The organism is Vreelandella sedimenti, assembly GCF_013416325.1.
GTDB classification, from domain to species: Bacteria; Pseudomonadota; Gammaproteobacteria; order Pseudomonadales; family Halomonadaceae; genus Vreelandella; species Vreelandella sedimenti.
In genome coordinates, this window is sequence record NZ_JACCGK010000005.1 from 1 (window position 1) to 23029 (window position 23029).

Below are 23029 nucleotides of genomic sequence, written 5' to 3' on the forward strand. Positions count from 1 at the left end.
GGCGCGAATGGCATTGGCTAGCTCAAAACGGCTATTCATATCAGTTATACCTTGGATGTTGGTTGTTATATTGAGTGGCGTATTGTTAGGCGCGGCCAACCAGGCGCTGAGTCATCATTGACTCTAATGTCTGTTGGTCACTGGCGAAGTGCCGGATCCCATCAGTCAGCATCTCGTTGGCCACTGCGCCTTGATTGTGCTGCAAACGAAACTTCAGCTTCTTCTATCGCCCGCGTCGGCCACGACCAATGAGTGTTCGCGTAATCCAGCCAGAAGCGACATTGCCTACTCTCCTTAAAAATGAACATGCTTTGTTCAAATGATTGTCCATTTAGACCGATTTAGTCAAATCGCCGTGCCACTTGAATCGATTTTAAGGCATTGAACAAAAGTATAGTGTTTGGTAGATAATGTTTTATTCTCAAATAATTCTTTTATTATCAATATTTTATTTATTTATTATTGATTTTAATCCTGAGCCATTCTAGAAAATGCAAATGGATCTTATGATCGATGTGTTTACAAATGCTCGGTTGGTGGTAGATTGAATGACGTTAGTAGATGGCTGGCAACTGCGGGGCGGTATTCATCGTTGTTAGTCGTCCGCGTTTCTATTTCCTAGAAAGGGAGAACATGAATGTCTAGTGCGACGTTTTCTCTCAAAGTCGCCATTGGCGGTGATGAGGCCGCTTACGACTTGAAAGAGATTCTCATTGGTTATATCCGAGAGTTAGGCTACAAGGTTGAAGATTTTGGCACTTTTAATGCCCAGCCGGTGCTGTACCCCGATGTTGCCTTTGAGGTGGCTACGGCGATTAGGGAGGGGCGCTTCGATCGTGCAGTACTGGTATGTGGCACGGGAATCGGAGTAGCTATTTCTGCCAATAAGGTGCCCGGTATCCGCGCTGCGCAGGCACACGATACTTACTCAGCAGCAAAGGCGCGCACCAGTAATAATGCACAGATTGTCACGCTTGGATCCAGAGTGATTGGGCCAGAGTTGGCTAAATCAATAGTGGCAACCTTTTTGGGCAGCAACTTTTCGGGTGGAAATTCCGAATTAAAAATAGCAAAGATTGACGAATATGAGTCCCGATTGAATACTCCGTAACCGTGGTATCGCTCATATTCGTCGACGCTGATTAATAACAACAGCATGCAAGCTGTGATCACGCAGTTTGGCCTCACTCCAGAGGATATAATAATGACACGCCTATTTAATGATCCAAATGATTTCCCTGAAGAAGCTCGTTTAGGTTTAGTAGCTGCTCATCGCGATAAGCTGATGGCTGTACCGGGAGGCGTCGTACGCAGTACGCGCAGCCAGCCAGATAGTGTTGCGGTCGTGGTTGGTGGTGGTAGTGGCCATTATCCCACCTTTGCGGGATTGGTTGGGCAAGGGTTGGCCCATGGGGCGGTCATGGGAAATCTGTTTTGCTCGCCTTCTGCACAGCAAGTTTATTCCGTCGCCAAAGCCGCCAACAACGGCGGTGGTGTGCTGCTCTCTTTTGGGAATTATGCGGGGGACGTGCTGCATTTTGGTGAAGCGCGAGAGCGTTTGATCGCGGACGGTATTCCCTGTGAAATCGTGCTGGTCACTGATGATGTCGCCAGTGCACCCTTGGCGGAAATTGATAAGCGCCGTGGCATCGCCGGTGATCTCACCGTTTTCAAGGCCGCCGCCGCTGCAGCAGAAAAGGGATTATCACTGGAAGAAGTGGTTCAAGTGGCGAAGGAAGCAAATCGCTGCACGCGCTCTTTTGGAGTGGCGTTTGAGGGGTGCATGTTACCGGGCGCAGCCGATTCGCTCTTTCATGTGCCCGAGGGCAGGATGGCCATAGGACTGGGGATTCACGGCGAGCCGGGTATTAGTGAGACAGATATCCCTTCCGCAGACGGCTTGGCAGAAATCCTCGTTGCCCGATTATTGGAAGAAGTTCCTGACGGTATCAGACTCCAAGGAGCTCGGGTGGCACCGATACTCAATGGCCTGGGTACTATTAAGTATGAAGAGCTGTTCGTTATTTATCGCAAGGTTGACGAGTTGCTGCAGGAAGCTGGATTAATCATTGTGGAGCCCGATGTGGGCGAGCTGGTGACCAGTCTTGATATGGCCGGGGTTTCGCTGACGTTGTTCTGGCTTGATAAAAACATGGAGTCGCTGTGGGTCGCCGCTGCGGATGCGCCGGGCTATCGAAAAGGCAGCGTGACGCCAGCGCAGGCGCTGGATCCTGCCGAGGTAGAGGTGGTTACGCAAGATGAGATTCCCGAGGCTAGCGATGCCTCGCGAAAATTAGCGTGCGGCGTCGTTGAGGCGCTCGAAGTGCTCGCAAATACGGTCAATGAAAACTGCGAGATGCTGGGCCAGATTGATGCGGTTGCTGGGGATGGTGATCACGGTATTGGTATGCAGCGGGGCAGCAGGGCTGCGCTTGAAGCGGCAAAAGAGGCTCTTGATGGCGGGGCTGGTGCGGAGACAGTGCTGCAGTGGGCTGGGCAGCGCTGGTCAGACGAAGCGGGCGGTACCTCTGGTGCCATATGGCGGGTTATCTTAAAAGCGATGGGGGAGTCGCTTGGCAATGAGAAGCCGTTATCAGGGCAGCGTCTTGCCGCTGGCGTGGTCAACGCCCGTCAACAAGTCATGGCATTTGGTAAGGCTGAATTGGGCGATAAAACGCTTGTCGACGTGCTGGTGCCTTTTGCCGATGCTCTGTCGTGGGAGGCTGAGAAAGGTCAGGCAGCTGTGGTTTGCTGGGAATCCGCTGCACGCATAGCGAGTGAGGCTGCTGAGGCTACCAGACAATTAATTCCCCGTGTTGGCCGCGCACGCCCATTGGCTGAAAAAAGCGTGGGTACGCCTGATGCCGGTTCTGTTTCATTGGCGCTGATTATTCAGACGCTGATTCCTGTGTTGAAAAAGTGTCAAGCAAGCTGACATGATACATGCCCTTCAACAACCCCTGGATGCCGAGGATGAATGGTCAAGACGCTGCAGATATAGACTTAATGACAGAGATTTCAACGCTCTACTATGTGCAGGGGGAAACGCAGGAAGCGATCGCAAATAGGCTCGGGCATTCGCGTGTGCGAATAGGGCGGCTGCTCAAACGTGCCCAGGCAGAAGGCATTGTCGACGTTCGAGTGCGCCTGCATCCCGCTGTGAGTGTTGAGATTGAGCAGGAGCTCAAACGGCGCTTTGGCCTGAAACGAGCGTTGATTGCCCTGGATAACGCCGACCCGGATGTGCAGCGCTCGTCAGTCGCGAGTCTAGTGGCAGATCATCTGTCGCGTAGTTTGACCGATGGTCAGATCGTAGCCGTTGGCATGGGGCGTAACGTGGCCGCCGTGGCGGATAACGTTTTCCTGGCAGAGTCGTTAAAGGTTTCATTTGTGTGTGCAATTGGTGGCTCGCTACGTGCAGGTGAGCATATGAATCCCGATCATATTTGTCGTCGCCTGGCGAGTAGGTTTGGCGGTGACAGTGAGACGCTTTATGCCCCTGCACTGGTACAGAGCGGCGAACTTAGGGATGCATTGTATGAAAACTCCACCGTGCGCCAGACCCTGGACCGCGCTCGACGCGCGGATACCGCTTTGATTGGCGTGGGTGACGTAAGTGAAGACAGTAATATGGTGCGTATGGGGTGGTTTTCGGCCCAGGAAATTGCAGAAGCACGGCTCTCTGGAACCGTGGGCGATATGATGGGCTATGACTTTATCGATATCCATGGGAAGCCTTCCGCAATGCAGATGCAGGGGCGTGTGGTGGGGCTTAATATACAGGATCTCACGCGTATTCCAGACGTTATTGCCATCGCCAGTGAAAATACTAAAGCGGTCGGGATACTGGGGGCGCTGCGTACCGGGGTTATCGATACCTTGGCGACTAGTGTCACTAACGCGCACACCATTCTGCGTCTCGATGAAGCGACTACCGGGTAAGTGCGCGCTTAATTTGTATTCAAAATCTAGGATTTCTCGGCATCTTACGCTTAGGCCAGCCCAACTTCATCTGTTGCATTTATTGGCTTCCTTTAGGCATGTGGTCACTCTTTAGCATGCCTGGTTTCTCCCTTGTCTCCCGCTCCGATGCTAGCGATATTTGGCGAGCTTTTGTACATTTGTACGGCTATGGAACATATAGTATATCTTGTGACGATGTTTTTGTGTGGCCGTAATAATAAATAATTTCCATTTTTAAAATTTAAATATAGAAAACAATTAATTATGTTATTGGTCTAAAGTATAAGGTTAGAAAATTCCATTATGGATTGACTCGGCTATGCTTAAAGCAGTTAATTCATATGTACACAACAAGATCTTTTGTAAAGCGTGCGCCGCTAGCCAAGCAATACAAGATATATTAGGAGTGAGTAATGCATAACGCCGATAACAACAATCACACCGAACTGCCACTGACCATGCAAGCCGTTGTAGCCTACGCGCCTGGTGATTATCGTCTTGAAGAGGTGGGCGTGCCGAAGGTGGGAGAGGGTGAAGTCCTGATAAAGGTTGAAGCGTGCGGAATCTGCGCAGGCGATCTCAAAGCATATGAAGGCGCTCCCAGCTTTTGGGGAGATGATACTCAGCCTGCTTATATCAAGGCACCAATGATTCCAGGCCATGAGTTTATTGGTCATGTGATGGCTTTAGGAGAGGGCGTTAAAAACCTTGAGGTCGGTGATCGCGTTATTTCTGAGCAAATCGTGCCTTGCTGGGAGTGCCGTTTCTGTAACCGTGGGCAGTACTGGATGTGCGAAAAACACGACGTGTATGGATTTCAGCACAACGTAAATGGCGGTATGGCTGAATATTTGGTCTTTCCTAAAGAAGCCATTAATCACAAGTTGCCCGATGAAATTCCGATGGAGAAAGCGGTTCTTATTGAACCCTATGCTTGTTCGTTACATGCCGTTAAGCGTGCGCAGATTGAACTGGGAGATGTGGTTGTCCTCTCCGGGGCAGGAACCTTAGGGCTAGGAATGATCGGTGCGATCAAAAAGTCCGGACCTTCCAAGCTGGTCGTACTGGATCTCAATAACAAGCGATTAGAACTTGCTAAACAGTTTGGTGCTGACATTGTCCTGAATCCCGCTGAAGTCGATGTTATTGACTACGTTAAAGGCATAACGGAAGGCTATGGTTGCGATATTTATATTGAGGCGAGCGGTGCGGTACAGTCGGTAGAGCAAGGTCTTTATATGATCCGTAAATTGGGTCGCTTTGTCGAATTTAGTGTATTCAAAGAGCCAGTGACTGTTGATTGGAGCATTATTAGCGATCGTAAAGAGCTGGATGTACTGGGTGCGCATCTAGGCCCTTATTGTTACCCACCTGTCATTGAAGGGATTGGTAATGGTGATTTCCCAACCGATCATGTGGTGACCCATAAGCTGCCGTTAGCCGAATTTCATCAAGGGCTAGATCTAATGCGCAATGACCCTAACGCGTTAAAGGTTGTGCTTATACCTGACGGGAAGTAGGTAGTGGAAGTTTCTTATTTATAACTTATTTATAACTACAATGATAACCGGAGTGATCATGTCGGCGACATTAAATTCGGTGCCCGGTGATAAGCGTATAAAAGCCTATGTGGCAGCTGCTTTTGCTTTAGCACTGGTTGCACTCATGGCGTTTGATACCAAAGTCATTAGTCTTACTGAACTTGAGAGCGCGGTGGGGTTTTCACCACAGCAATTTGCTCAGGAAACATTTCCAGAGATCCAAGCGTATGTCGAGAATAACGCTGTAAATGCATCGGTATTGGCGCCAGAGGTTCTCCAGGATGCCGGAGCGGCAGGTGAGAAATACGGCGTCGCTGCCGGCATTGGCCATATTGTGCCGGTCTCTTTATCCGGAGTTGCTGTAGAAAGCCGGGGGGGCGTTTACACCCTAGAGGTTGCCGATGTGCCTTCAGATATCGTCATTCGTGTGCAAACAGGCCCAGCCATTAATGGCACTACGCTGAGAGATACAACCGGCAATATTCAATTTGGCGACTTTACCAATCAGATTGAGTACCAAGATGTCGGCGCAGCGCTCAATGATGAAATGAAGCGTCAAGTGCTTGCGGATATTTCCGGGCAAGAGTTAACCGGAAAAACGTTAGAAGTAGTCGGCTCCTTTACCATGATAAATCCCAAAAACTGGCTAATTACTCCTGTGAGTATAGTGACCATTGAGTGAGGGGCGGCTATGAATATCGATAGATCAACAGTGGAAGTGGCTCCACCCGAGGTGATTCTTTCTGCACGCAATATCGAAAAGCGTTTCGGTGCCGTGCAAGCCCTCAAAGAAGTGAACTTCGATATATATCGAGGACAGGTGACAACGCTGTTTGGCGAAAATGGAGCTGGTAAATCTACGCTGATGAAAATTTTGTCTGGTGTCATTGCTCAGACGGCTGGGGAGATTGTATTGGAGGGAGAGAGCGTCAGCTTTTCTTCACCGTCGGATGCTGAAGCGCTGGGGATTACCATTATTCATCAGGAGTTGAGCTTGGCCTCTAACCTGAATGTGCGTGACAACATTTTTATGGGGCGTGAGCTGACTAAAGGAAGGGGCAGCGTCGACTATAAAGAAGAGGCACGTCAGGCTGAATTGTTAATGGAGGAGCTGGATGAACCGATCCACCCTCTTACCCTGGTCGAAGATCTACGGGTTGGGCAGCAACAAATCGTTGAAATCGCTAGAGCGCTGTCCAAGAACTCTCGCATTTTGATTATGGATGAACCGACTTCCGCATTGAGTGCCACGGAAGTCGAGACGTTATTTAAAGTCGTTCAGGATCTCAAAAACAAGGGTGTGTCGATTGTTTATATTTCTCACCATTTGGAAGAGGCGTTGCAGATTACCGATCATGCCGTTGTTCTCCGCGATGGGGTCATGACTGCTTACGCCCCACGTAGTGATATCGACCTGCAGTGGATCGTCAGGCATATGGTAGGAGAGAGTTTCGATCTTGGCTCACCGCCTACAGGGTATGAGCAGGGCCCTACCGCGCTCTCTATCCAGAATCTTTACCTCAGCGACGATAAAGTGGCAGGTCGCTATGTTGTTGAGGATCTTTCTCTTGATGTGCGCGCCGGCGAGATTGTCTGCATTTATGGACTAATGGGCGCTGGAAGAACTGAGTTATTGGAATGTGTGGCAGGACGAACTCGGCAGTCCAAGGGAGATATCTTGCTCAACTCAACTGACGTATCGCATTACAACATTGCACAGCGAATCGAGAGAGGGTTGGTGTTAGTGCCTGAGGATCGCCAGCGTGATGGGTTAGTGCCCACCCTGTCAGTCGGTAGAAATCTGTCGCTAGCCAGTATCCATGCGTTTACTCGCAAGGGGCTTACTTCTTCCAGCTTGGAAGCAGAAATGATTAATTCAGCTATCGATAAGGTGCACATTAAAACAGACGGCGGGGAGGCTGCCATTGGTTCATTGTCTGGCGGTAACCAGCAAAAAGTGGTGATCGGTAAGATGTTGGCTACCCATCCAGACGTCATCATACTTGATGAGCCAAGCCGTGGTATCGACGTGGGCGCCAAGGCCGAAGTGTTCAAGTTATTGAGCCAAGGGGCTCGGCGGGGGTTGGCGGTTGTCTTTACAACATCTGAAGTGAGCGAGTGCTTGAGTATTCCACACAGAGTGCTGGTGATGAGCAAAGGACGGATCTCCGCTGAATTCAAACCGGGTGTAACGAAAGATGAAATTATGGCTGCTTCGGGCGAATCAGTTGCTGCATGATTATTCAATCGGATAGGTAATGACTATGTCTTATCAAAACATGTCTCATCACAACAATAACGCGTTACAAGTTGAAAAAGGCAGTATCGATATCGTCAAGATTTTGCTGGAAGGTAGGGCTTTTTTTGCATTAATCGTGATCATTATTGTCTTTTCCATGCTCTCGCCTGTTTATTTTTCAACGGGTAATTTTTTAACCATGTCTTCGCATGTGGCTGTTTTTGGCTTGCTAGGCATCGGCATGCTGTTTGTCATTCTGACCGGCGGTATAGACTTATCGGTTGGCTCTACGCTGGCACTTTGCGGAGTGTTCGCGGGTATGTTGTTAGAAGGGGTGGAGATTGAAGCGTTTAATTTGGCTTTCTTTCCTTCAGTGTGGGTCGTCGTGGTACTTACCTGCTTACTGGGCGGGCTCGTGGGGGCTATAAATGGCGTATTAGTTGCCTACTTCAAAGTGCCTGCTTTCGTGGCCACACTGGGCATGTTGTATGTAGCGCGCGGAGCCGCACTGCTGCTAACCGATGGATTAACGTTCAATAGTTTAAGTGGTGACCCTGCATTAGGTAATACTGGGTTTGAATGGCTTGGGTTTAATAAACTATTCGATATTCCTGTCGGTGTTTTGATTCTCTTTTGTGCTGCGGTTATTTGCATGTTGGCGCTCAGTCGTACGCCGTTTGGCCGGTGGATTTACTCTACCGGTGGCAATGCGCGTGCTGCAGAGCTATCAGGGGTCCCCGTCAATCGCGTTAAGCTCTCCGTCTACATTATTTCCGGTGTGTGCGCAGCCCTGGCTGGAATTGTGCTTGCCTCACAGTTGACGTCTGCTGGGCCTACTGCAGGTACTACCTATGAGCTGACAGCGATTGCAGCTGTTGTTATCGGCGGCGCCTCACTGATGGGGGGACGTGGCACGGTTCGAAATACTTTATTGGGTGCATTTGTGATTGGCTTTCTCGCCGACGGTCTGGTCATCATCGGTGTGTCTGCTTATTGGCAAATGGTCTTCACGGGTAGCGTGATTGTCTTCGCCGTCATGTTAAATAATGTCCAATACAGTGCTAAACACAAGTCCTCGCAACAAGCCGAGAAAACGGCAGAAATTAAGCGTGAAGGTTCTAGAGCAAGCGCTACTTAACGTAGCATTGCTTAGAAGTGTGGCCTGCTCAGGTCTACCTATTCAAAGACCAACAATCATAACTATGAGGTAATAATCATGCTTCCAAAAAGTAAAAAAGTGCTTTTTACAGCTCTCGCCAGTGTCTCGATGCTCTTTAGTAGCTCTATAGTTGCTCAGGACAAGGGGCTGATCTCAATTATTGTCAATGATATGTCAAACCCCTATTGGCAAACGGAAGGAACAATTGCTGAGCGCACAGCAGAAGAGTTGGGCTATGATGCAAATGTTAGTTCCCATGTGGGTGACACCAACACTGAAAGCAATCAGGTCGATACTGCGATTACCAATGGTGCTAAAGCTATCATTCTCGACCCTGCTAATGCGGACGGTTCCATTGGCGCTGTGCGAAGAGCAATCGAGGCGGGAATTCCGGTATTTATTATTAACGCTGAGATTAACCAGCAGGGTTTAGCCAAGGCGCAACTGGTTTCCAATAATGCACAGGGAGCCGCGTTAGGCGCGCAAGAGTGGGCAATGCAACTAGATGGTGAGGGATCCTATATAGAGTTAAAGGGGCCTCCTTCTGATAATAATGCTGCGACAAGATCCAATGGCTATGAGACGGTGCTTAGTCAATATCCTGACCTTAGCCTTGCTGCGTCTGACATCGCTAACTGGGATCGGACGGAAGGTCGCAATAAAATGCAGAGCATGCTCCGTTCACATCCTGATATTCGAGGCGTCATTAGCGGTAACGACGAAATGGCCTTAGGCGCCATTGTGGCCCTAAAGCAGGAGGGGCGGCTAGACGATGTCATAGTAGGTGGTTTTGACGGTTCACCAGATGCTGTTGATGCGGTTCGCTCGGGTGAACTGGCCTATACCGTTCTACAGCCGGTGGCCGTATTTGCAGAAGATGCAGTAAAAATAGCTGATCATTACATCAACACAGGTGAAACAGGGCTAGACAGTGAAAAGCAGCTTTATGACTGCATCCTTATTACGCCAGATAATGTAGACAACTATACCTCTCCCTTTGTTTTGGAAGAATAAGGTTTGGAAGAATAGGTTTTAGAAGAGTAAGCATTAGAAGCGTAAGTGTTAGAGAAACTTGCCTAGAGGCCAGTCAGCTATAAAGCTGGCTGGCTTTTTTGAATAAGAGGGCGTGTTAATGATCTTTAATTTTGGTTCCATCAATATCGATTATACTTACCGTGTGCCCTATTTTGTTCGCCCTGGCGAAACCTTGGAAAGCGGTGAGTATAATATTGGATTAGGTGGGAAGGGCGTCAATCAGTCGTTGGCAATAGCGCGTGCCAAAGGAAGGGTGAGTCACTGGGGGCGTGTTTCATCGATAGATGCCTGGGTGATCAGTGAACTTGAGTCTGCGGGTGTTGGTGTGAAAGATATCGAATTGACCCCAGAGCCAAGTGGGCATGCCATTATTCAAATTGACGCACTGGGTGAAAACGCTATTCTTTTGTTCTCTGGGGCCAATCATGGTTTTACGCAGGAGAAAATGACGGCTCTTATTGCGCAAACCGCTCCGGGCGACACAATACTTATTCAGAACGAATGTAACGGGCTCGATCAGCTTATTCCATTAGCAGTGAGTCATGGCTGCAAGGTGATATTTAACTCAGCACCAATGACTGCGAAGGTATCATCACTCCCTCTAGACCAATGTGAACTGCTTTTTTTTAACCGTACAGAGGCCGCCGCTTTATTAGAGATGCCGGTAGAGTCGAGCGCCGCAGATTTGCTAAGGCGTTGTAAAAAATCGCTTGGCGATGTCGAGGTGGTTCTTACCCTAGGTAGCGAGGGGGCTTGGTATCAGCGCAGCAGTGAGACTCTTTTTCATGCGGCTTTAAAGGTAAAGGCCATCGATACAACGGCCGCGGGCGATACCTTTGTGGGCTACTTCCTTGCCGCTAGGCAAGCTGGCCTCAAGCCTTCTCAGTGCTTGCAAAGGGCAACAGCGGCGGCTGCCCTGGCGGTTCAAAAACGCGGCGCTGCCAGTAGTATTCCGATGGCGGAAGAGGTAGATGGGATCATATATCAAAGTACCTAAAGACAGTCGAAACCAGTGCATTAATTTTCTGAACATTCCTAATGCTATTAAACAGCTATTGGCGTCGCTTTAGGTACGAGCGGCCATTTAGACCGCCCGCCGTCTCTTTCATATACTATGAGGGATTTGGCAGTGACCTATCTTAGTCCTTGAATCCTCTGATGGTTTTCCAACGTCATTACCAACGCTGCAGCCGCTTCCTTGCCTTTGGCACGGAAATGGTCATAGAAAAAATCATGGTGTGTGCTGTGTTCATGGAAATGATGCGGCGTCAGCACGACAGAAAGTATGGGAATTTCTGTTTCCAGTTGCACCTGCATCATGCCTTCAACCACTGCTTGAGCAACGAAGTCGTGGCGATAGATGCCTCCATCAATAACAAAACCTGCACCCACAATAGCGCTGTAACGACCTGTTTTGGCTAGCAACTTAGCTTGAAGAGGCACTTCATAAGCCCCCGCAACTTGGAATATTTCTATTTGATCAGCGGAAAAGCCATGCTCGCTGGCAAGTTGAGCAATAAATGCTTCTCTGGCTTGGGCAACGATATCGTGATGCCAAGACGCTTCGATAAAGGCAACGCGAGGGAATGAAGAAAGTTGGGTCTGATTCATGGTCATCCTATGGGGATTGTTTACCAGAACCAGGGCATGAGGCATCCAATAGCACAGCACCCGCATGCGTTGTAACGCTACGGGTAATATCACTAGGAAACCTTCTCTTTTATCCGGACTATTACCGTCGGCTTCGGAATCTCACCGAATCTGCTGTCCTCAACCGTTAGGTTAAACCTCTGGTTGAGCGCTCGTGGGCTTATCCGCATCAATAAAGATATGGCATCACCACCGGTGGGGACTTACACCCCGCCCTGAGAAAGTTCGCCATTACTGGCGGAAGACATTATACGCTGGCTGGCCGGCAGATACAGATAGCATGACCAAAAAAATAAGATGACGTCTTGAAAGGTGAGCTTAGCAACCAAAACCCTATCTCTTCGCCATCATTGAAGCCCAAGCCGCTGGTTCAGTGCTAAACTATTGGATGTCATTAGCAGGTTAATTATTGCGTCAGTAGGGACAGATTTTAAGATTTAGGGAGTCGATGTGAAGGGCGTCGTGTTGAATGCATGGAGCGCAAAAGCGCTGACAATATCACTAACCGTTGGCGCCGTTGGCGGTACGCTGTTTCAACTGTCCGGTCTGCCCCTTGCATGGATGCTTGGCCCTCTTATTGCCAACCTCGTGGCCTCTTCACGAGGTGTGAAGGTCGCAGTGCCTGAGCCACTGCGTAACGTATTTCTAGCCGTCATGGGGTTGGTGTTGGGTAGCCAGGTGACGCCACAGCTGGCTCATCGCGTACTGGATTGGCCGGTTTCAGCTGCTCTCTTGCTGCTGGGAGTAGCCGCTTCCACCGCGGTAGCCGCTGCCTGGTACCGGCGCTGTGGTTTCGACCCCGTCAGTGCCTGGTTTGGCGCCTCGCCCGGCGCGATGACGGCGATGATTCTGTTGGGTGAAAAGTGCGGCGGCGACCCCCAGCGTATTGCAGTAGCGCAGTCGCTGCGCATCATTTTAGTGATTCTTTTTTTGCCGCCGCTATTTTGGGCCTATGAAGGTGGAGGCGAGGGCATCGGCCCTGTTCATCGCAGTTTTGAACACGGCTGGATGCTACTTATGATCCCGCTGCTGTTGCCATTAGGACGCTGGCTGCGAATTCCCAGTCCTGCACTGCTGGCACCGCTACTAGTCGCTGCTCTATTATCCGGTGTTGATATTGCCAGTTTCGCTCTCCCAGAGTGGGGAATGAACCTGATGCTGTGGGTGCTGGGCAGTGCCATTGGTTCGCGCTTTCAGGGCATGACGCGAAAGCTTTTTGGCCGCTATTTATGGCAGTCTGGCGTGGCGACGCTGTTAGCGTTGCTGGTACTTGCACTATTTGCCGAGTTGATTCACCAACTGCTAGGGGTAGGGCGCGATGTGGCGCTGCTGGCGCTGGCGCCGGGGGGCATTGGCGAAATGGCTATTTTGGCCGTCGCGCTTAATATCGACCCGGTGTTTGTTGCCTTTCACCACCTACTGCGCATGGTCACGCTGATGATCATTGCGCCTTTTTGGGCGCGTTGGTTGCTGCGCCACGCCCCTTCTTAAATCTTAAACAATCAAACTGATACATAAATAAGTTAACGTCTGCTACATCAATTCCAGACACACCAACGCCAGTCACGTAAGGAAGCCTCATGCTATCGCGTGTTTTACAGCCGCTATTTCGTTACTTCGAAACGCGGGTAAACCCTTATCCGGAAGGCGAGGTTAAAACGCCGCCTAAGGGCTTAATGCCGTTTATTGTGCACTTTTCCCGTCCGATGCTACCGCTGTTGCTGCTAATGACGCTGTTCACGGCGCTGGTCTCGGCGGCTGAAGTGGTTTTCTTTAGCTACATGGGGCAACTGGTCGATTGGCTGGGCAACGTTGAACGTGCAGGCTTTTGGGCTGAAAACGGCCTGTGGCTTGCTGGCCTGGGGCTATTGCTGCTGATCGGTTTGCCGCTGTTGGTGCTGATGCAGTCACTGGTCACCCATCAGAGTATTTTCGGTAACTATCCGATGATCGGCCGCTGGCTATCCCACCGCCATATGCTTAGCCAGAGCCTGGCATTTTATCAGGACGAATTTGCCGGTCGGGTGTCGCAAAAGGTGATGCAAACGGCACTGGCGATCCGCGAGACCGTCACCAAGGTGATGGATCTATTGGTCTACGCCATCGTCTATTTCACTGGTGCGGCCTACCTGCTGGGCCGGGCGGATCTGTTGCTGCTGATCCCACTGGGACTGTGGCTGGTGGGTTACCTGGCGATCATGGGCTACTTCGTACCACGCCTGCGTGATGTCTCCATGGCCCAGGCGGACGCCCGTGCCCAGATGACCGGGCGCGTAGTGGACAGTTACAGCAATATCCAGACCATCAAGCTGTTTGCCGATACCGAGCGCGAGCAGCGCTACGCCAAAGACGCTATGGAAGGCTTTATGGTCACCGTTCACCGCCAAATGCGGTTGGTGACGATCATGAGCGTGGGGCTGACGCTGCTCAACACCGCGCTGTTGGTGGGCACTGCGGCCATGGCGATCAGCGCTTGGTACACGGAGGCGATTTCTCTGGGCGTTTTGGCGATTGCCATCGCGCTGGTCATGCGTATCCGCTTTATGTCTGACTGGATTTTGTGGGAAGTCGCCGGGCTGTTTGAAAATATTGGCACGGTTCAGGATGGCATGAACACCATCGCTCAGAAGCCAACGATCAACGATGCGCCCAATGCGAAAGCGCTTCAGGTTCCCCATGGCGAAATTGTTTTTGATGCGCTGCGCTTTCAATACGCCCAGGCGAAAGGGGAGAGTAAAAACGTCTTTGATGGACTAAGCCTGACCATCAAGCCCGGCGAGAAAATCGGCCTGATCGGCCGTTCCGGAGCGGGCAAATCTACCCTGGCCAATCTGCTGCTGCGTTTTTATGACTTGCAAGGTGGGCAGATCTTGATTGATGGGCAAAACATTGCCGAGGTGACCCAAACCTCCTTGCGCCACCAGATTGGCATGGTCACCCAGGACACCTCGCTGCTGCACCGCTCGCTGCGTGACAACATCCGTTACGGCAGCCCCCACGCCAGTGACGAAGATGTTTGGAACGCGGTGTGCCGCGCCCATGCGGATACCTTTATCAATGATTTGGTCGACCCGAAAGGGCGTCGCGGCCTGGATGCCCATGTGGGCGAGCGCGGAGTGAAGCTTTCCGGCGGGCAGCGACAGCGGATCGCGATCGCCCGGGTGCTGCTCAAAAATGCCCCGATTCTGGTTCTGGACGAGGCCACCTCGGCGCTGGACTCGGAAGTGGAGGCCGCCATTCAAGAACAGCTGGATACGTTGATGGAAGGCAAAACGGTGATTGCCATCGCGCATCGGCTGTCGACCATAGCAATGCTAGACCGGTTAATTGTGGTGGATAAAGGGCGAATGGTGGAAAGTGGCACGCATCAGGAACTGCTTTCACTCAACGGCATTTATGCCAGCCTTTGGCAGCGCCAGTCAGGTGGCTTCCTGGGGCTTGATATCGACGGCAACGGCCCCAACCAACAGTAGATACATACATCACTGTACATATTCGAACTGTACATACTGAGGTAACGATGAAAGCGATCAAGCTGAATCAGCCCGGCGGTTTGGACAAGCTGGACGTTGTCGACATCGACGCGCCTGGTGCCCCGGGCCCTGGTGAAATCCGAGTACGTCTACACGCCAGCTCACTGAATTTTCACGATTACGCCGTGGTCGCCGGGATGATTCCCACCGACGATGGGCGTATTCCCATGTCAGACGGCGCAGGCGTTGTCGAAGCCATCGGCGAAGGTGTCAGAGAGTTCGCGGTGGGCGACCACGTGGTATCGACCTTCTTCCCCCACTGGCTGGAAGGCCCGGCGCGTGTCGGCGACTTTCGTACTACGCCGGGCGATGGCGTGGATGGCTACGCTCGTGAGCAAGTTGTACGCCCTGTCGAGTGGTTTACCCTTCAGCCCAAGGGGTACAGCCATGCGGAATCCGCTACCTTAACCACCGCTGGCTTAACCGCTTGGCGGGCACTGGTCGTCGATGGTGGCATTAAAGCGGGCGACAGCGTGCTGGTGATGGGCACGGGCGGAGTATCCGTTTTTGCCCTACAGTTTGCCCGTCTGATGGGTGCGCGGGTCATAGCAACGTCATCGTCGAATGAAAAGCTGGCGAGGCTGCGTGAGATGGGGGCCGAGCACACCATCAACTATAAAGAGACACCTGATTGGGGTAAGCGCGTGAAAGAGCTGACCAACGGCGAAGGCGTTGATCATATCGTCGAAGTGGGCGGGCCAGGTACGCTGCCGCAATCCTTTGATGCGATCAAAATCGGTGGGCATATCGCCTTGATTGGTATCCTCACTGGCCGTGAGGGTGAAATACCGACGGCTAAATTAATGGCCAAGCAGGCGAGTTTGAAAGGCTTGATTGTAGGCAGTCGTCGTCAGCAGATTGAGATGATTCGTGCACTGGAAACATTCGATATGCACCCGATCATTGACCGCGAATTTCCGCTTGCCGAGATCGCCGACGCTTTCCGCCATCAGGAGTCTGGACAGCACTTCGGCAAGATCTGCCTAACGTTTTAAAACAGTTGGCTTACTTTCGAGTAAGTGAGTCATAGACAAACAGTTTGCACGCCTTGCGCACTTGCCGGGCGTGCAAGTGCAGACTAATCTGGCAAGCGGCTGTAGACCACGCCTTTCACTTCAAGCTCCAGTATCTCGTCGTAGGGTACCGTGACGCCCTCTACATCTCCTGGTGTCCTGTGGCTGTTCTTTATTTCTGATTCAGGAATCACCTTCACACCCACTAGCCCAACGTGCTGGATTCTGGCACTAAAGCGATTCCCCTCATGCTCAATCAGTAGCCGCTCACCGGCAATACACTTCTCGAGCTTGGCGTGCAGTTCTGCTTCGCTAACGTGGACAACACTCATTGCTTTCTCCTTTAGCTTTTGCCATTGCTCTCGCAATAAAATAATAATCCGTTATGTGCGCTAACTACTGTCTATAAAGACTTTATTTTAGACTATAAGTTCGTCTATGAGGTTAGAAGCTGCGCGCACCGTGCTAAAATGGGCGCTTATCGCTAGCCATAGGGGCAGGGTCATGGGGGAGCAGTCATCATCAGCCGACACGCCGCTGTGGGCGGTCGTTGAGCTCGATCAATTTCGTACCCCTGAGCAGACCCAGGCAAGCCAATGGCGACGTTCGTTACGCTCGCTCTCGACGTGGCTGGGGGGCAAAAACGACGCTGAGCAGCAGGTGAAAGACGAAAGCGAGCTCCGCTCGCTACCTGAGGTTAGGCTAGCGCATTTAGTACCGCCTATTGATTGGGCACCCGTCGCAACAGCGTTAGCACAACAGCTCGATGACCAGAACTCGCCGGTAACCTTCTTCATTACCACACCCTATGGTGGCCATGCAGCGGTGGTTAGCCAATGGGCAGAAGCGCGCAGCATCACTTGCGTGCCGACGCCTTCACTTAGAGAGCTCGCCGAGGGTGGCACTGAGTGGGTAGAGCAGGGTATCAATCAACGTGAATGGGCAGTTCCGGCTCTGGAACGTTATTTTTTACGCCACACCCAGGGTATTCAGGGTATCCGAGAGTTTCTTGAGCGCGCTTTAAGTGGCCGTTTGGGTAAAGGTGTGATTGGTTGCGACAGCTGGACCTACGCTTACCTTCAACGGGTGATCGGTATCGATGGGGCGCCGGTGTTTACCCTTCAATCGATGGAGGGCGAGCAGCTGGCGCGCTATTTTGCACAAATTGCGACCCATTCGGGGCAGCCTCCGCCTGTTTACAGCACGCGAACCGGTGAGCCGGTCTTGTTCGACTCAGTATCTAAGCAAAAGAGTAAAGCACCTAATAAAGAACTTCAGCGCTTGGCAGCTCACTGCCGCGGTCATATAGGTCTTGCTTGGCACTACTGGCGCGAGCGGTTGCGTGAGCCAAAAGCAGACGATGAAGAGGGCCTGTGGCTGGTGGATGCCCTCGCAGAGGCGGAACTTGCCGTTGATACCGGCGATATCGCCACCCTGGTGCTGCATGCGTTATTGGTTCATGGCGGTCTGGATGACGACTCTTTAGGTGAAGTGCTGCCGTTCTCACACCATGAAGCACTTAATGCCCGTTTAGCTCTGCAGCGCAAAGGCATTGTTTCAAGCTGCGAAGGGCGTTGGCAGATCACACCGTTAAGCTACGCGAGCGTTCGTCAATTACTAGAGTCGCGTAATTATCTGGTCGATCCGCTCTAAAAGTGACAGGCCCGCGGAGGGCAACCCATGGAAGAACAACAGAAGTACGCGCGACTGTTTAACGATATCGATAGCCAAGCGCTGATTACGTTGGGGGTCGTGCTGCTATCAACCATCGTGCTGATTATTGTCAGCCAACGGGGGCTGAACTGGATCGGCAACCGAATGCATGGCCAAGTTCGCTTTCGTATTTTTGCCCTGGTGCCGATGACGCGCTTGCTGATATTGCTTACTACACTCGCCATCATCGTACCGATTATTATTGAGCCGTCGCTGCGCAACATGGTGACCCTGTTGGGTGCACTGGGCTTAGCCATTGGCTTTGCCATGAAAGATTACGTGAGCAGCTTGATAGCAGGCGTTGTTTCAGCGATAGAGCTGCCTTATCGGCCCGGCGACTGGGTTCAAATTGAAGATACCTACGGCGAGGTCAAACACGTTGGCTTACGCACCGTTGATATCCAAACCCCTGACGATGATTTGGTCTATGTACCGCATTTAAAGCTGTGGGATCACGCCGTTTATAATGCCAACAACGGCGGTACCAGCCTGCAGTGCGTGGCGAGCTTTTATCTGCACCCTGAGCACGAGGCAAGCTGGGTACGGAAAGCGCTGCGTGACGTAGCGCTGACCAGTGCCTATCTTAAATTCGACCAGCCAATCATTGTGGTGGCCGAGGAGAAACCCTGGGGCACCCACTACCGCATACGCGCCTATCCGGTGGATCCCCGTCAGCAGTTTCTGTTTATTACCGACCTCACTATACGCGGCAAAAAAGTGCTGAGTGCCGCGGGGGTGCAGTCAGCGATGTTGCCACCGGATGCGGCCTTGGATACCCGCAACGCGGTGGGATCAGCTTACTCAAGAGGTAATGATTAGCTATCACTCTCTTCGGGTAATTCACCGCTGTGATAGACGTTTTGTACATCATCCAGCTCGTTGAGCATGCCCAGAAACTTTTCGAACATTGCCACGTCGTCACCTTCAACCGGGGTGGTGGTTTGCGGCAGAAACTGGATCTCGTCAGCCTCGAAGTCAATCTCACCGAACGCGTCCAGTAGCGCCTGCTTGGCTTTGGCATAGTCGGTGTGCGGGGCGAAAACAGTGATGCGATCGCCCTCTTGCTCAATGTCGGTGACATCTACATCGGCTTCCATCAGCGCTTCAAGCACGGCCTCTTCATCGCTTCCGGCGAAGGAGAAGATGGCGCAGTGGTCAAACATATGGCTGACGCTACCGGGAGTGCCGATTTTGCTCTTGGTTTTGGTGAAGCAGCCGCGCACATCGCCAAAGGTGCGGTTGGGGTTGTCGGTAAGGCAGTCGACAATCACCATCACATTGCCAGGGCCGAAGCCTTCGTAACGTGCGGGCGAGAAATCTTCGCCACCGGCACCGCTGGCTTTGTCGAGCGCTTTATCAATAACGTGAGAGGGCACCTGATCTTTTTTGGCCCGCTCCATTAAGCCGCGCAGCGCCAGATTGCCATTAGGGTCGGTGCCGCCCGCTTTAGCGCAAACGTAAATCTCGCGTCCATATTTGCTGTAGACCTTGGTCTTTGCATCGGCCGTTTTGGCCATGGATTCCTTACGGTTCTGAAAAGCCCTACCCATGTTGCCGTCCTATGTTTTCAAGTCCTAGATTTTCAAGACCTATGTTTTCTAGACCTATGTTTGCTATATGCCCCGCGCATTGAGCGGTGGGGCGGTTTTTTTCAAAAAAGTAAAAAAGAGCGAAAAGTTGCATAGAGCGAAAAGAGTAAATTTTACCCAACAGCGTACCATGCTAACAGCGTTATTTAAGGCGCTTACCGAAGTGTTGCTTGGCTTAGCGTATACTGGCTGCCAGTTCCCACACTGTGATATCGACTCTTCAAGGAGAACAGGCATGCCATTGACACTCTGGCTATCACTCGCCGCGATTTGTGCCATGGGCGCTATGTCGCCAGGGCCGAGTTTGGCACTGGTACTGCGCCATACGTTAGGCGGCGGGCGTTTTACTGGGGTGACCGCCGCAATCTTCCATGCCTTTGGGGTGGGCTTTTATGCGCTCCTGACCGTTTGGGGGCTAGGCGCGATAATCGCCGGTTTTCCGCTGCTGTTCCAGCTGATTACCTGGTTCGGCGCGGCTTATTTGGCGTGGCTAGGGGTTAAAGCGCTGCGTGCCGAGAAAGCCGGTGCCTTAGAGCCTAAGGCGATCGTCACTAGCCGAGGGCAAGCAGCCAAAGAAGGGGTGTTGGTGGCATTGGGCAACCCGAAGCTGATTCTGTTTTTTGTCGCGCTGCTAAGCCAGTTTGTGACCCCGGAGATGAGTGGGGTAGCTAAAGCTATCATTGTGTTAACGGCGATGATTATTGATGGTGGATGGTACGTGTTGGTGGCGGTGATGCTTTCCCACTCGCAGATTCTGCCCTGGCTGCAGCAGCGTGCCCACTGGATTAACCGCATCACAGGCGTATTGTTAATTGCGCTGGCGCTACGAGTGGTGGCTGGACCGCTGGTGTAAAAAGCATAGCCGTGGCATGGTGATACCTATGCCGTTTGGGGTTTTGTGGGGCCGATTTATGCAAATATACGACCAAGACTGCTATACCCACCAAGGGCTGCCGTTCAATTTACGTGCGCTACGCGGCCAAGTGCTGCTGGTGGTTAACGTTGCCAGCCAGTGTGGTTTTACCCCGCAGCTAAGCGAACTTGAAACCCTTTTTCAGCGCTACCGGGATCGTGGCTTCACTGTGCTCGGTTTCCCGTGTAATCAGTTTGGCCGCCAGTCGCCGGAAAGTGCTCAAGCGTTTTGCCAGTTTGGCGAGCAGCAGTTTGGAGTCAGCTTTCCGCTACTGGAAAAGGTTAATGTCAATGGTAGTGATGCCCATCCACTGTTTGTGCTGCTCAAGCGCGAGGCGCCTGGAGTCCTAGGCACACAGCTGATTAAATGGAATTTTACCAAGTTCCTGGTGGGCCGTGATGGCAAGGTGATTGCCCGCTTTGGGCCGCGCGACCACGGGCGTCCATTGCGTCTGGCGTTGGAAGAAGCCTTGGATCAAACTTACCCATAGCCCCACAAAGTACTATCTTTCTATACCTGCTCGCCCCGCGCGACTGCTACACGATTCATGAGCGCGTTCCAGCGGTGACGCACCATCATGGTCGTTAATCCTGAAAACAGCGCCCAGCTTTTGCGTCGCCAGCCCTTCAAGCGCATGTTGTGATTGACCAACTGCTTCATTAGCTTGTAGTCGTCAAATTGTCGCCATTCGCTGGCGATTGAAAGCTGATGGCGAGACATCACCGGTGCCATTTCCAGGCGAAACATCCATTCGAGCTCGCTTAGCGTCATATCATAGCGCTCTATGACCTCGACCATACGCGCGTAGTCGCGTTCGCTGGGTTCACGATCCAGCCACAGCGGGGCTAGCGCTAGCCATAGATCGCCGCGTTCATCTACTAGCTGCTGTGCATTCATGATCGCCTCGTGGGAAGTCGTTGCCGATATAAGTACTGTGGCAGCTATCGTGACGCGAATGCGCCCCGAGCTCAAGAGCGGGCAGGAGCTCAAGGATGGAGAGTCGCTCATGGAGCGGACAGCGCGCACGGAGACAGCTAGAATAGCCTCTATGAGTCATGACGCTGCTATGCCAAAAGCTATGCCAAGAACTATGGCAAGAACTATGCCAAGAACTATGCCAAAACGGTGTCGCTAGTTATGATGTTGCCAGTTACGATATTAAAAGCTAAATCAATCCGATAAAGAGGTTCTCTGTGATTATTAAACCCAAAGTACGCGGCTTTATTTGTACCACTACTCATCCCATTGGCTGCGAGCAGAACGTTCGCGAACAGATTGAAGCGACCCGCGCTCGCGGTTTGGATAAGCAGGCTGGCCCAAAAAAAGTACTCGTCATTGGGGCTTCAAGTGGCTATGGGTTAGCAGCCCGGATTACTGCAGCGTTTGGCTACGGCGCCGACACATTGGGCGTTTTCTTTGAAAAGCCTGCCACCGATAAGAAGCCTGGCACTGCAGGCTGGTACAACAGTGCCGCCTTCGATAAGTTTGCCAAGCAGGAAGGGCTGTACAGCAAGTCGATTAACGGCGATGCGTTTTCCCATGAAGCGCGGGAAAAAGCCATTGAATTGATTAAGCAGGACATGGGCGAGATCGATCTGGTGGTTTACTCATTGGCATCACCCGTTCGCAAGCTGCCGGATAGCGGCGAACTTAAGCGCTCCAGCCTCAAGCCAATTGGCGAAACCTACCGCGCCACCGCTATCGATACCAATAAAGATGCCATTATTGAAGCAGAAGTAGAGCCAGCCACCCAGCAGGAAATCGACGACACCATTACGGTAATGGGTGGCGAAGATTGGGAACTGTGGATGAAAGCACTTGACCAAGCAGGTGTGCTGGCAAAAGGTGCGCGTAGCGTGGCGTTTAGCTATATCGGCACTGAAATTACTTGGCCGATCTACTGGCACGGTGCGCTGGGTAAAGCCAAGGAAGACCTTGATCGCGCCGCAGCGGCTATCGACGCCAAGCTGAAAAAGACCGGTGGCGGTGCCAATGTGGCGGTACTCAAGTCGGTGGTCACCCAGGCAAGTGCGGCCATTCCGGTAATGCCGCTGTATATCGCCATGGTCTACCGCATCATGAAAGAGCAGGGCCTGCACGAAGGCACGATCGATCAATTGAACCGTCTATTCGGCGAGCAGCTCTACTCAGCCCAAGGCAAGCGCGGTGAATTGGTAACTGATGACGTTGGGCGCCTGCGTTTGGATGACTGGGAACTGCGCGATGACGTTCAGCAAGCGTGTCAGGATCTTTGGCCTGAAGTGACGACTGAAAACTTATTCGAGATTACCGACTATGCTGGTTATAAGCACGAATTCTTGAAGCTATTTGGCTTTGAGCGTGACGATGTCGATTACGATGCCGACGTCAATCCAGAGGTTACGTTTGATGTCGTGAATCTGTAAGCCATTCACAGAGGCGGTAGCGCCGCCCAATTCGACCGGAACGCTGGAGGTGTTTATGGATACTAGGGAAAGCAAAACCCCGGAAGAAGAGAAGCAGCATATTATCAATGAGCGGATACCTGAGGATTATGAAACCTCAAAACCGCACCTACAGCCTGAAGCCAAGAAGCAGCCAGGCGGGCTGTATAAGCTACTCCCGCTAGTGGTGATCATTCTCGGCGTGATTGTGGTTAGTATCGTTGTGTTAGGCATAATTAACCGGGGTAATTAGTGCTT

General features: G+C 51.8%; 22 protein-coding genes and 1 riboswitch. Of the genes, 18 read left to right on the top strand and 4 right to left on the bottom strand.

Annotated features, from left to right (window positions below; translation table 11 throughout):
- Window positions 1–637 precede the first annotated feature (637 nt).
- From HZU72_RS06350 to HZU72_RS06390, 9 genes are all read left to right on the top strand, one after another.
- Window positions 638–1111 (top strand): RpiB/LacA/LacB family sugar-phosphate isomerase, encoded by a 474-nt coding sequence (locus tag HZU72_RS06350; RefSeq protein ID WP_180091033.1) that lies wholly within the window; start codon window positions 638–640, stop codon window positions 1109–1111.
- A 93-nt stretch (window positions 1112–1204) separates the two neighbouring features.
- Entirely contained in the window at window positions 1205–2935 is a 1731-nt protein-coding gene (locus HZU72_RS06355; protein WP_180091034.1) for a dihydroxyacetone kinase family protein, read from the top strand.
- 38 nt (window positions 2936–2973) lie between these two features.
- Window positions 2974–3942: a sugar-binding transcriptional regulator gene (locus tag HZU72_RS06360; protein ID WP_235976006.1), complete on the top strand. Its 969-nt coding sequence runs from the start codon at window positions 2974–2976 to the stop codon at window positions 3940–3942.
- Between the two features lie 434 nt (window positions 3943–4376).
- Window positions 4377–5483, top strand: coding sequence for an MDR/zinc-dependent alcohol dehydrogenase-like family protein (locus HZU72_RS06365; protein WP_180091035.1), 1107 nt, complete (start codon window positions 4377–4379; stop codon window positions 5481–5483).
- Between the two features lie 58 nt (window positions 5484–5541).
- Complete coding sequence (locus HZU72_RS06370; RefSeq protein ID WP_235976007.1) at window positions 5542–6186, top strand: DUF2291 family protein; 645 nt, start codon at window positions 5542–5544, stop codon at window positions 6184–6186.
- A gap of 9 nt (window positions 6187–6195) precedes the next feature.
- Window positions 6196–7743 carry a sugar ABC transporter ATP-binding protein gene (locus HZU72_RS06375; protein ID WP_180091037.1) on the top strand — a complete coding sequence of 516 codons (1548 nt, stop codon included), beginning with the start codon at window positions 6196–6198 and terminating at the stop codon, window positions 7741–7743.
- A gap of 25 nt (window positions 7744–7768) precedes the next feature.
- A complete protein-coding gene (locus HZU72_RS06380) occupies window positions 7769–8881 on the top strand; it encodes an ABC transporter permease (protein ID WP_235976008.1) in 1113 nt (370 codons plus the stop codon).
- Between the two features lie 78 nt (window positions 8882–8959).
- Window positions 8960–9916 carry a D-ribose ABC transporter substrate-binding protein gene (locus HZU72_RS06385; RefSeq protein ID WP_180091038.1) on the top strand — a complete coding sequence of 319 codons (957 nt, stop codon included), beginning with the start codon at window positions 8960–8962 and terminating at the stop codon, window positions 9914–9916.
- A gap of 118 nt (window positions 9917–10034) precedes the next feature.
- The gene (locus HZU72_RS06390) at window positions 10035–10934 is read left to right on the top strand and encodes a ribokinase (protein ID WP_180091039.1); all 900 of its coding nucleotides are present in this window, start codon (window positions 10035–10037) and stop codon (window positions 10932–10934) included.
- A 137-nt stretch (window positions 10935–11071) separates the two neighbouring features.
- Here the strand turns inward: HZU72_RS06390 and HZU72_RS06395 are convergent, their stop codons facing one another.
- Entirely contained in the window at window positions 11072–11548 is a 477-nt protein-coding gene (locus HZU72_RS06395) for a 6,7-dimethyl-8-ribityllumazine synthase (RefSeq protein ID WP_180091040.1), read from the bottom strand.
- 97 nt (window positions 11549–11645) lie between these two features.
- A riboswitch (FMN riboswitch) is annotated at window positions 11646–11814 on the bottom strand.
- 223 nt (window positions 11815–12037) lie between these two features.
- Here HZU72_RS06395 and HZU72_RS06400 point away from each other — a divergent pair.
- The 3 genes from HZU72_RS06400 to HZU72_RS06410 all read left to right on the top strand — a co-directional run bounded on the left by HZU72_RS06400 (window position 12038) and on the right by HZU72_RS06410 (window position 16115).
- On the top strand, window positions 12038–13078 hold the full coding sequence (locus HZU72_RS06400; protein ID WP_180091041.1) for an AbrB family transcriptional regulator: 1041 nt from the start codon (window positions 12038–12040) through the stop codon (window positions 13076–13078).
- 89 nt (window positions 13079–13167) lie between these two features.
- Window positions 13168–15060 carry an ABC transporter ATP-binding protein gene (locus HZU72_RS06405; RefSeq protein ID WP_180091042.1) on the top strand — a complete coding sequence of 631 codons (1893 nt, stop codon included), beginning with the start codon at window positions 13168–13170 and terminating at the stop codon, window positions 15058–15060.
- A 47-nt stretch (window positions 15061–15107) separates the two neighbouring features.
- On the top strand, window positions 15108–16115 hold the full coding sequence (locus HZU72_RS06410) for a zinc-dependent alcohol dehydrogenase family protein (protein ID WP_180091043.1): 1008 nt from the start codon (window positions 15108–15110) through the stop codon (window positions 16113–16115).
- 83 nt (window positions 16116–16198) lie between these two features.
- Here HZU72_RS06410 and HZU72_RS06415 read toward each other — a convergent pair whose 3' ends face one another.
- Window positions 16199–16465 carry a hypothetical protein gene (locus tag HZU72_RS06415; protein ID WP_180091044.1) on the bottom strand — a complete coding sequence of 89 codons (267 nt, stop codon included), beginning with the start codon at window positions 16463–16465 and terminating at the stop codon, window positions 16199–16201.
- 172 nt (window positions 16466–16637) lie between these two features.
- On the opposite strand from HZU72_RS06415, the gene HZU72_RS06420 reads away from it, so the two are divergent.
- Window positions 16638–17786 carry a hypothetical protein gene (locus tag HZU72_RS06420; protein WP_180091045.1) on the top strand — a complete coding sequence of 383 codons (1149 nt, stop codon included), beginning with the start codon at window positions 16638–16640 and terminating at the stop codon, window positions 17784–17786.
- Window positions 17787–17813: 27 nt separating this feature from the next.
- On the top strand, window positions 17814–18665 hold the full coding sequence (locus HZU72_RS06425; RefSeq protein WP_180091046.1) for a mechanosensitive ion channel family protein: 852 nt from the start codon (window positions 17814–17816) through the stop codon (window positions 18663–18665).
- Here the strand turns inward: HZU72_RS06425 and HZU72_RS06430 are convergent.
- A complete protein-coding gene (locus HZU72_RS06430) occupies window positions 18662–19396 on the bottom strand; it encodes a YebC/PmpR family DNA-binding transcriptional regulator (protein WP_180091047.1) in 735 nt (244 codons plus the stop codon). The two genes, HZU72_RS06425 and HZU72_RS06430, sit on opposite strands and share 4 nt — an antisense overlap.
- Before the next feature lie 274 nt (window positions 19397–19670).
- On the opposite strand from HZU72_RS06430, the gene HZU72_RS06435 reads away from it, so the two are divergent.
- Complete coding sequence (locus tag HZU72_RS06435) at window positions 19671–20288, top strand: LysE family translocator (protein WP_180091048.1); 618 nt, start codon at window positions 19671–19673, stop codon at window positions 20286–20288.
- A gap of 58 nt (window positions 20289–20346) precedes the next feature.
- Window positions 20347–20838: a glutathione peroxidase gene (locus tag HZU72_RS06440; protein ID WP_133730221.1), complete on the top strand. Its 492-nt coding sequence runs from the start codon at window positions 20347–20349 to the stop codon at window positions 20836–20838.
- Window positions 20839–20858: 20 nt separating this feature from the next.
- On the opposite strand, the gene HZU72_RS06445 is transcribed toward HZU72_RS06440, so the two are convergent.
- The gene (locus HZU72_RS06445; RefSeq protein WP_180091049.1) at window positions 20859–21245 is read right to left on the bottom strand and encodes a DUF7079 family protein; all 387 of its coding nucleotides are present in this window, start codon (window positions 21243–21245) and stop codon (window positions 20859–20861) included.
- Between the two features lie 296 nt (window positions 21246–21541).
- Between HZU72_RS06445 and fabV the strand changes: the two genes are divergently transcribed.
- Window positions 21542–22753 carry an enoyl-ACP reductase FabV gene (gene fabV, locus HZU72_RS06450; protein WP_180091050.1) on the top strand — a complete coding sequence of 404 codons (1212 nt, stop codon included), beginning with the start codon at window positions 21542–21544 and terminating at the stop codon, window positions 22751–22753.
- A gap of 55 nt (window positions 22754–22808) precedes the next feature.
- Window positions 22809–23024 (top strand): hypothetical protein, encoded by a 216-nt coding sequence (locus HZU72_RS06455; protein WP_180091051.1) that lies wholly within the window; start codon window positions 22809–22811, stop codon window positions 23022–23024.
- Window positions 23025–23029: the final 5 nt, after the last annotated feature.

Bases quoted from the DNA above. Each gene is read 5' to 3' on its own strand.
- HZU72_RS06350 (WP_180091033.1), top strand. From the start codon at position 638: ATGTCTAGTGCGACGTTTTCTCTCAAAGTCGCCATTGGCGGTGATGAG.
- HZU72_RS06355 (WP_180091034.1), top strand. From the start codon at position 1,205: ATGACACGCCTATTTAATGATCCAAATGATTTCCCTGAAGAAGCTCGT.
- HZU72_RS06360 (WP_235976006.1), top strand. From the start codon at position 2,974: ATGAATGGTCAAGACGCTGCAGATATAGACTTAATGACAGAGATTTCA.
- HZU72_RS06365 (WP_180091035.1), top strand. From the start codon at position 4,377: ATGCATAACGCCGATAACAACAATCACACCGAACTGCCACTGACCATG.
- HZU72_RS06370 (WP_235976007.1), top strand. From the start codon at position 5,542: ATGTCGGCGACATTAAATTCGGTGCCCGGTGATAAGCGTATAAAAGCC.
- HZU72_RS06375 (WP_180091037.1), top strand. From the start codon at position 6,196: ATGAATATCGATAGATCAACAGTGGAAGTGGCTCCACCCGAGGTGATT.
- HZU72_RS06380 (WP_235976008.1), top strand. From the start codon at position 7,769: ATGTCTTATCAAAACATGTCTCATCACAACAATAACGCGTTACAAGTT.
- HZU72_RS06385 (WP_180091038.1), top strand. From the start codon at position 8,960: ATGCTTCCAAAAAGTAAAAAAGTGCTTTTTACAGCTCTCGCCAGTGTC.
- HZU72_RS06390 (WP_180091039.1), top strand. From the start codon at position 10,035: ATGATCTTTAATTTTGGTTCCATCAATATCGATTATACTTACCGTGTG.
- HZU72_RS06395 (WP_180091040.1), bottom strand. From the start codon at position 11,548: ATGAATCAGACCCAACTTTCTTCATTCCCTCGCGTTGCCTTTATCGAA.
- HZU72_RS06405 (WP_180091042.1), top strand. From the start codon at position 13,168: ATGCTATCGCGTGTTTTACAGCCGCTATTTCGTTACTTCGAAACGCGG.
- HZU72_RS06410 (WP_180091043.1), top strand. From the start codon at position 15,108: ATGAAAGCGATCAAGCTGAATCAGCCCGGCGGTTTGGACAAGCTGGAC.
- HZU72_RS06415 (WP_180091044.1), bottom strand. From the start codon at position 16,465: ATGAGTGTTGTCCACGTTAGCGAAGCAGAACTGCACGCCAAGCTCGAG.
- HZU72_RS06420 (WP_180091045.1), top strand. From the start codon at position 16,638: ATGGGGGAGCAGTCATCATCAGCCGACACGCCGCTGTGGGCGGTCGTT.
- HZU72_RS06425 (WP_180091046.1), top strand. From the start codon at position 17,814: ATGGAAGAACAACAGAAGTACGCGCGACTGTTTAACGATATCGATAGC.
- HZU72_RS06430 (WP_180091047.1), bottom strand. From the start codon at position 19,396: ATGGGTAGGGCTTTTCAGAACCGTAAGGAATCCATGGCCAAAACGGCC.
- HZU72_RS06435 (WP_180091048.1), top strand. From the start codon at position 19,671: ATGCCATTGACACTCTGGCTATCACTCGCCGCGATTTGTGCCATGGGC.
- HZU72_RS06440 (WP_133730221.1), top strand. From the start codon at position 20,347: ATGCAAATATACGACCAAGACTGCTATACCCACCAAGGGCTGCCGTTC.
- HZU72_RS06445 (WP_180091049.1), bottom strand. From the start codon at position 21,245: ATGAATGCACAGCAGCTAGTAGATGAACGCGGCGATCTATGGCTAGCG.
- HZU72_RS06455 (WP_180091051.1), top strand. From the start codon at position 22,809: ATGGATACTAGGGAAAGCAAAACCCCGGAAGAAGAGAAGCAGCATATT.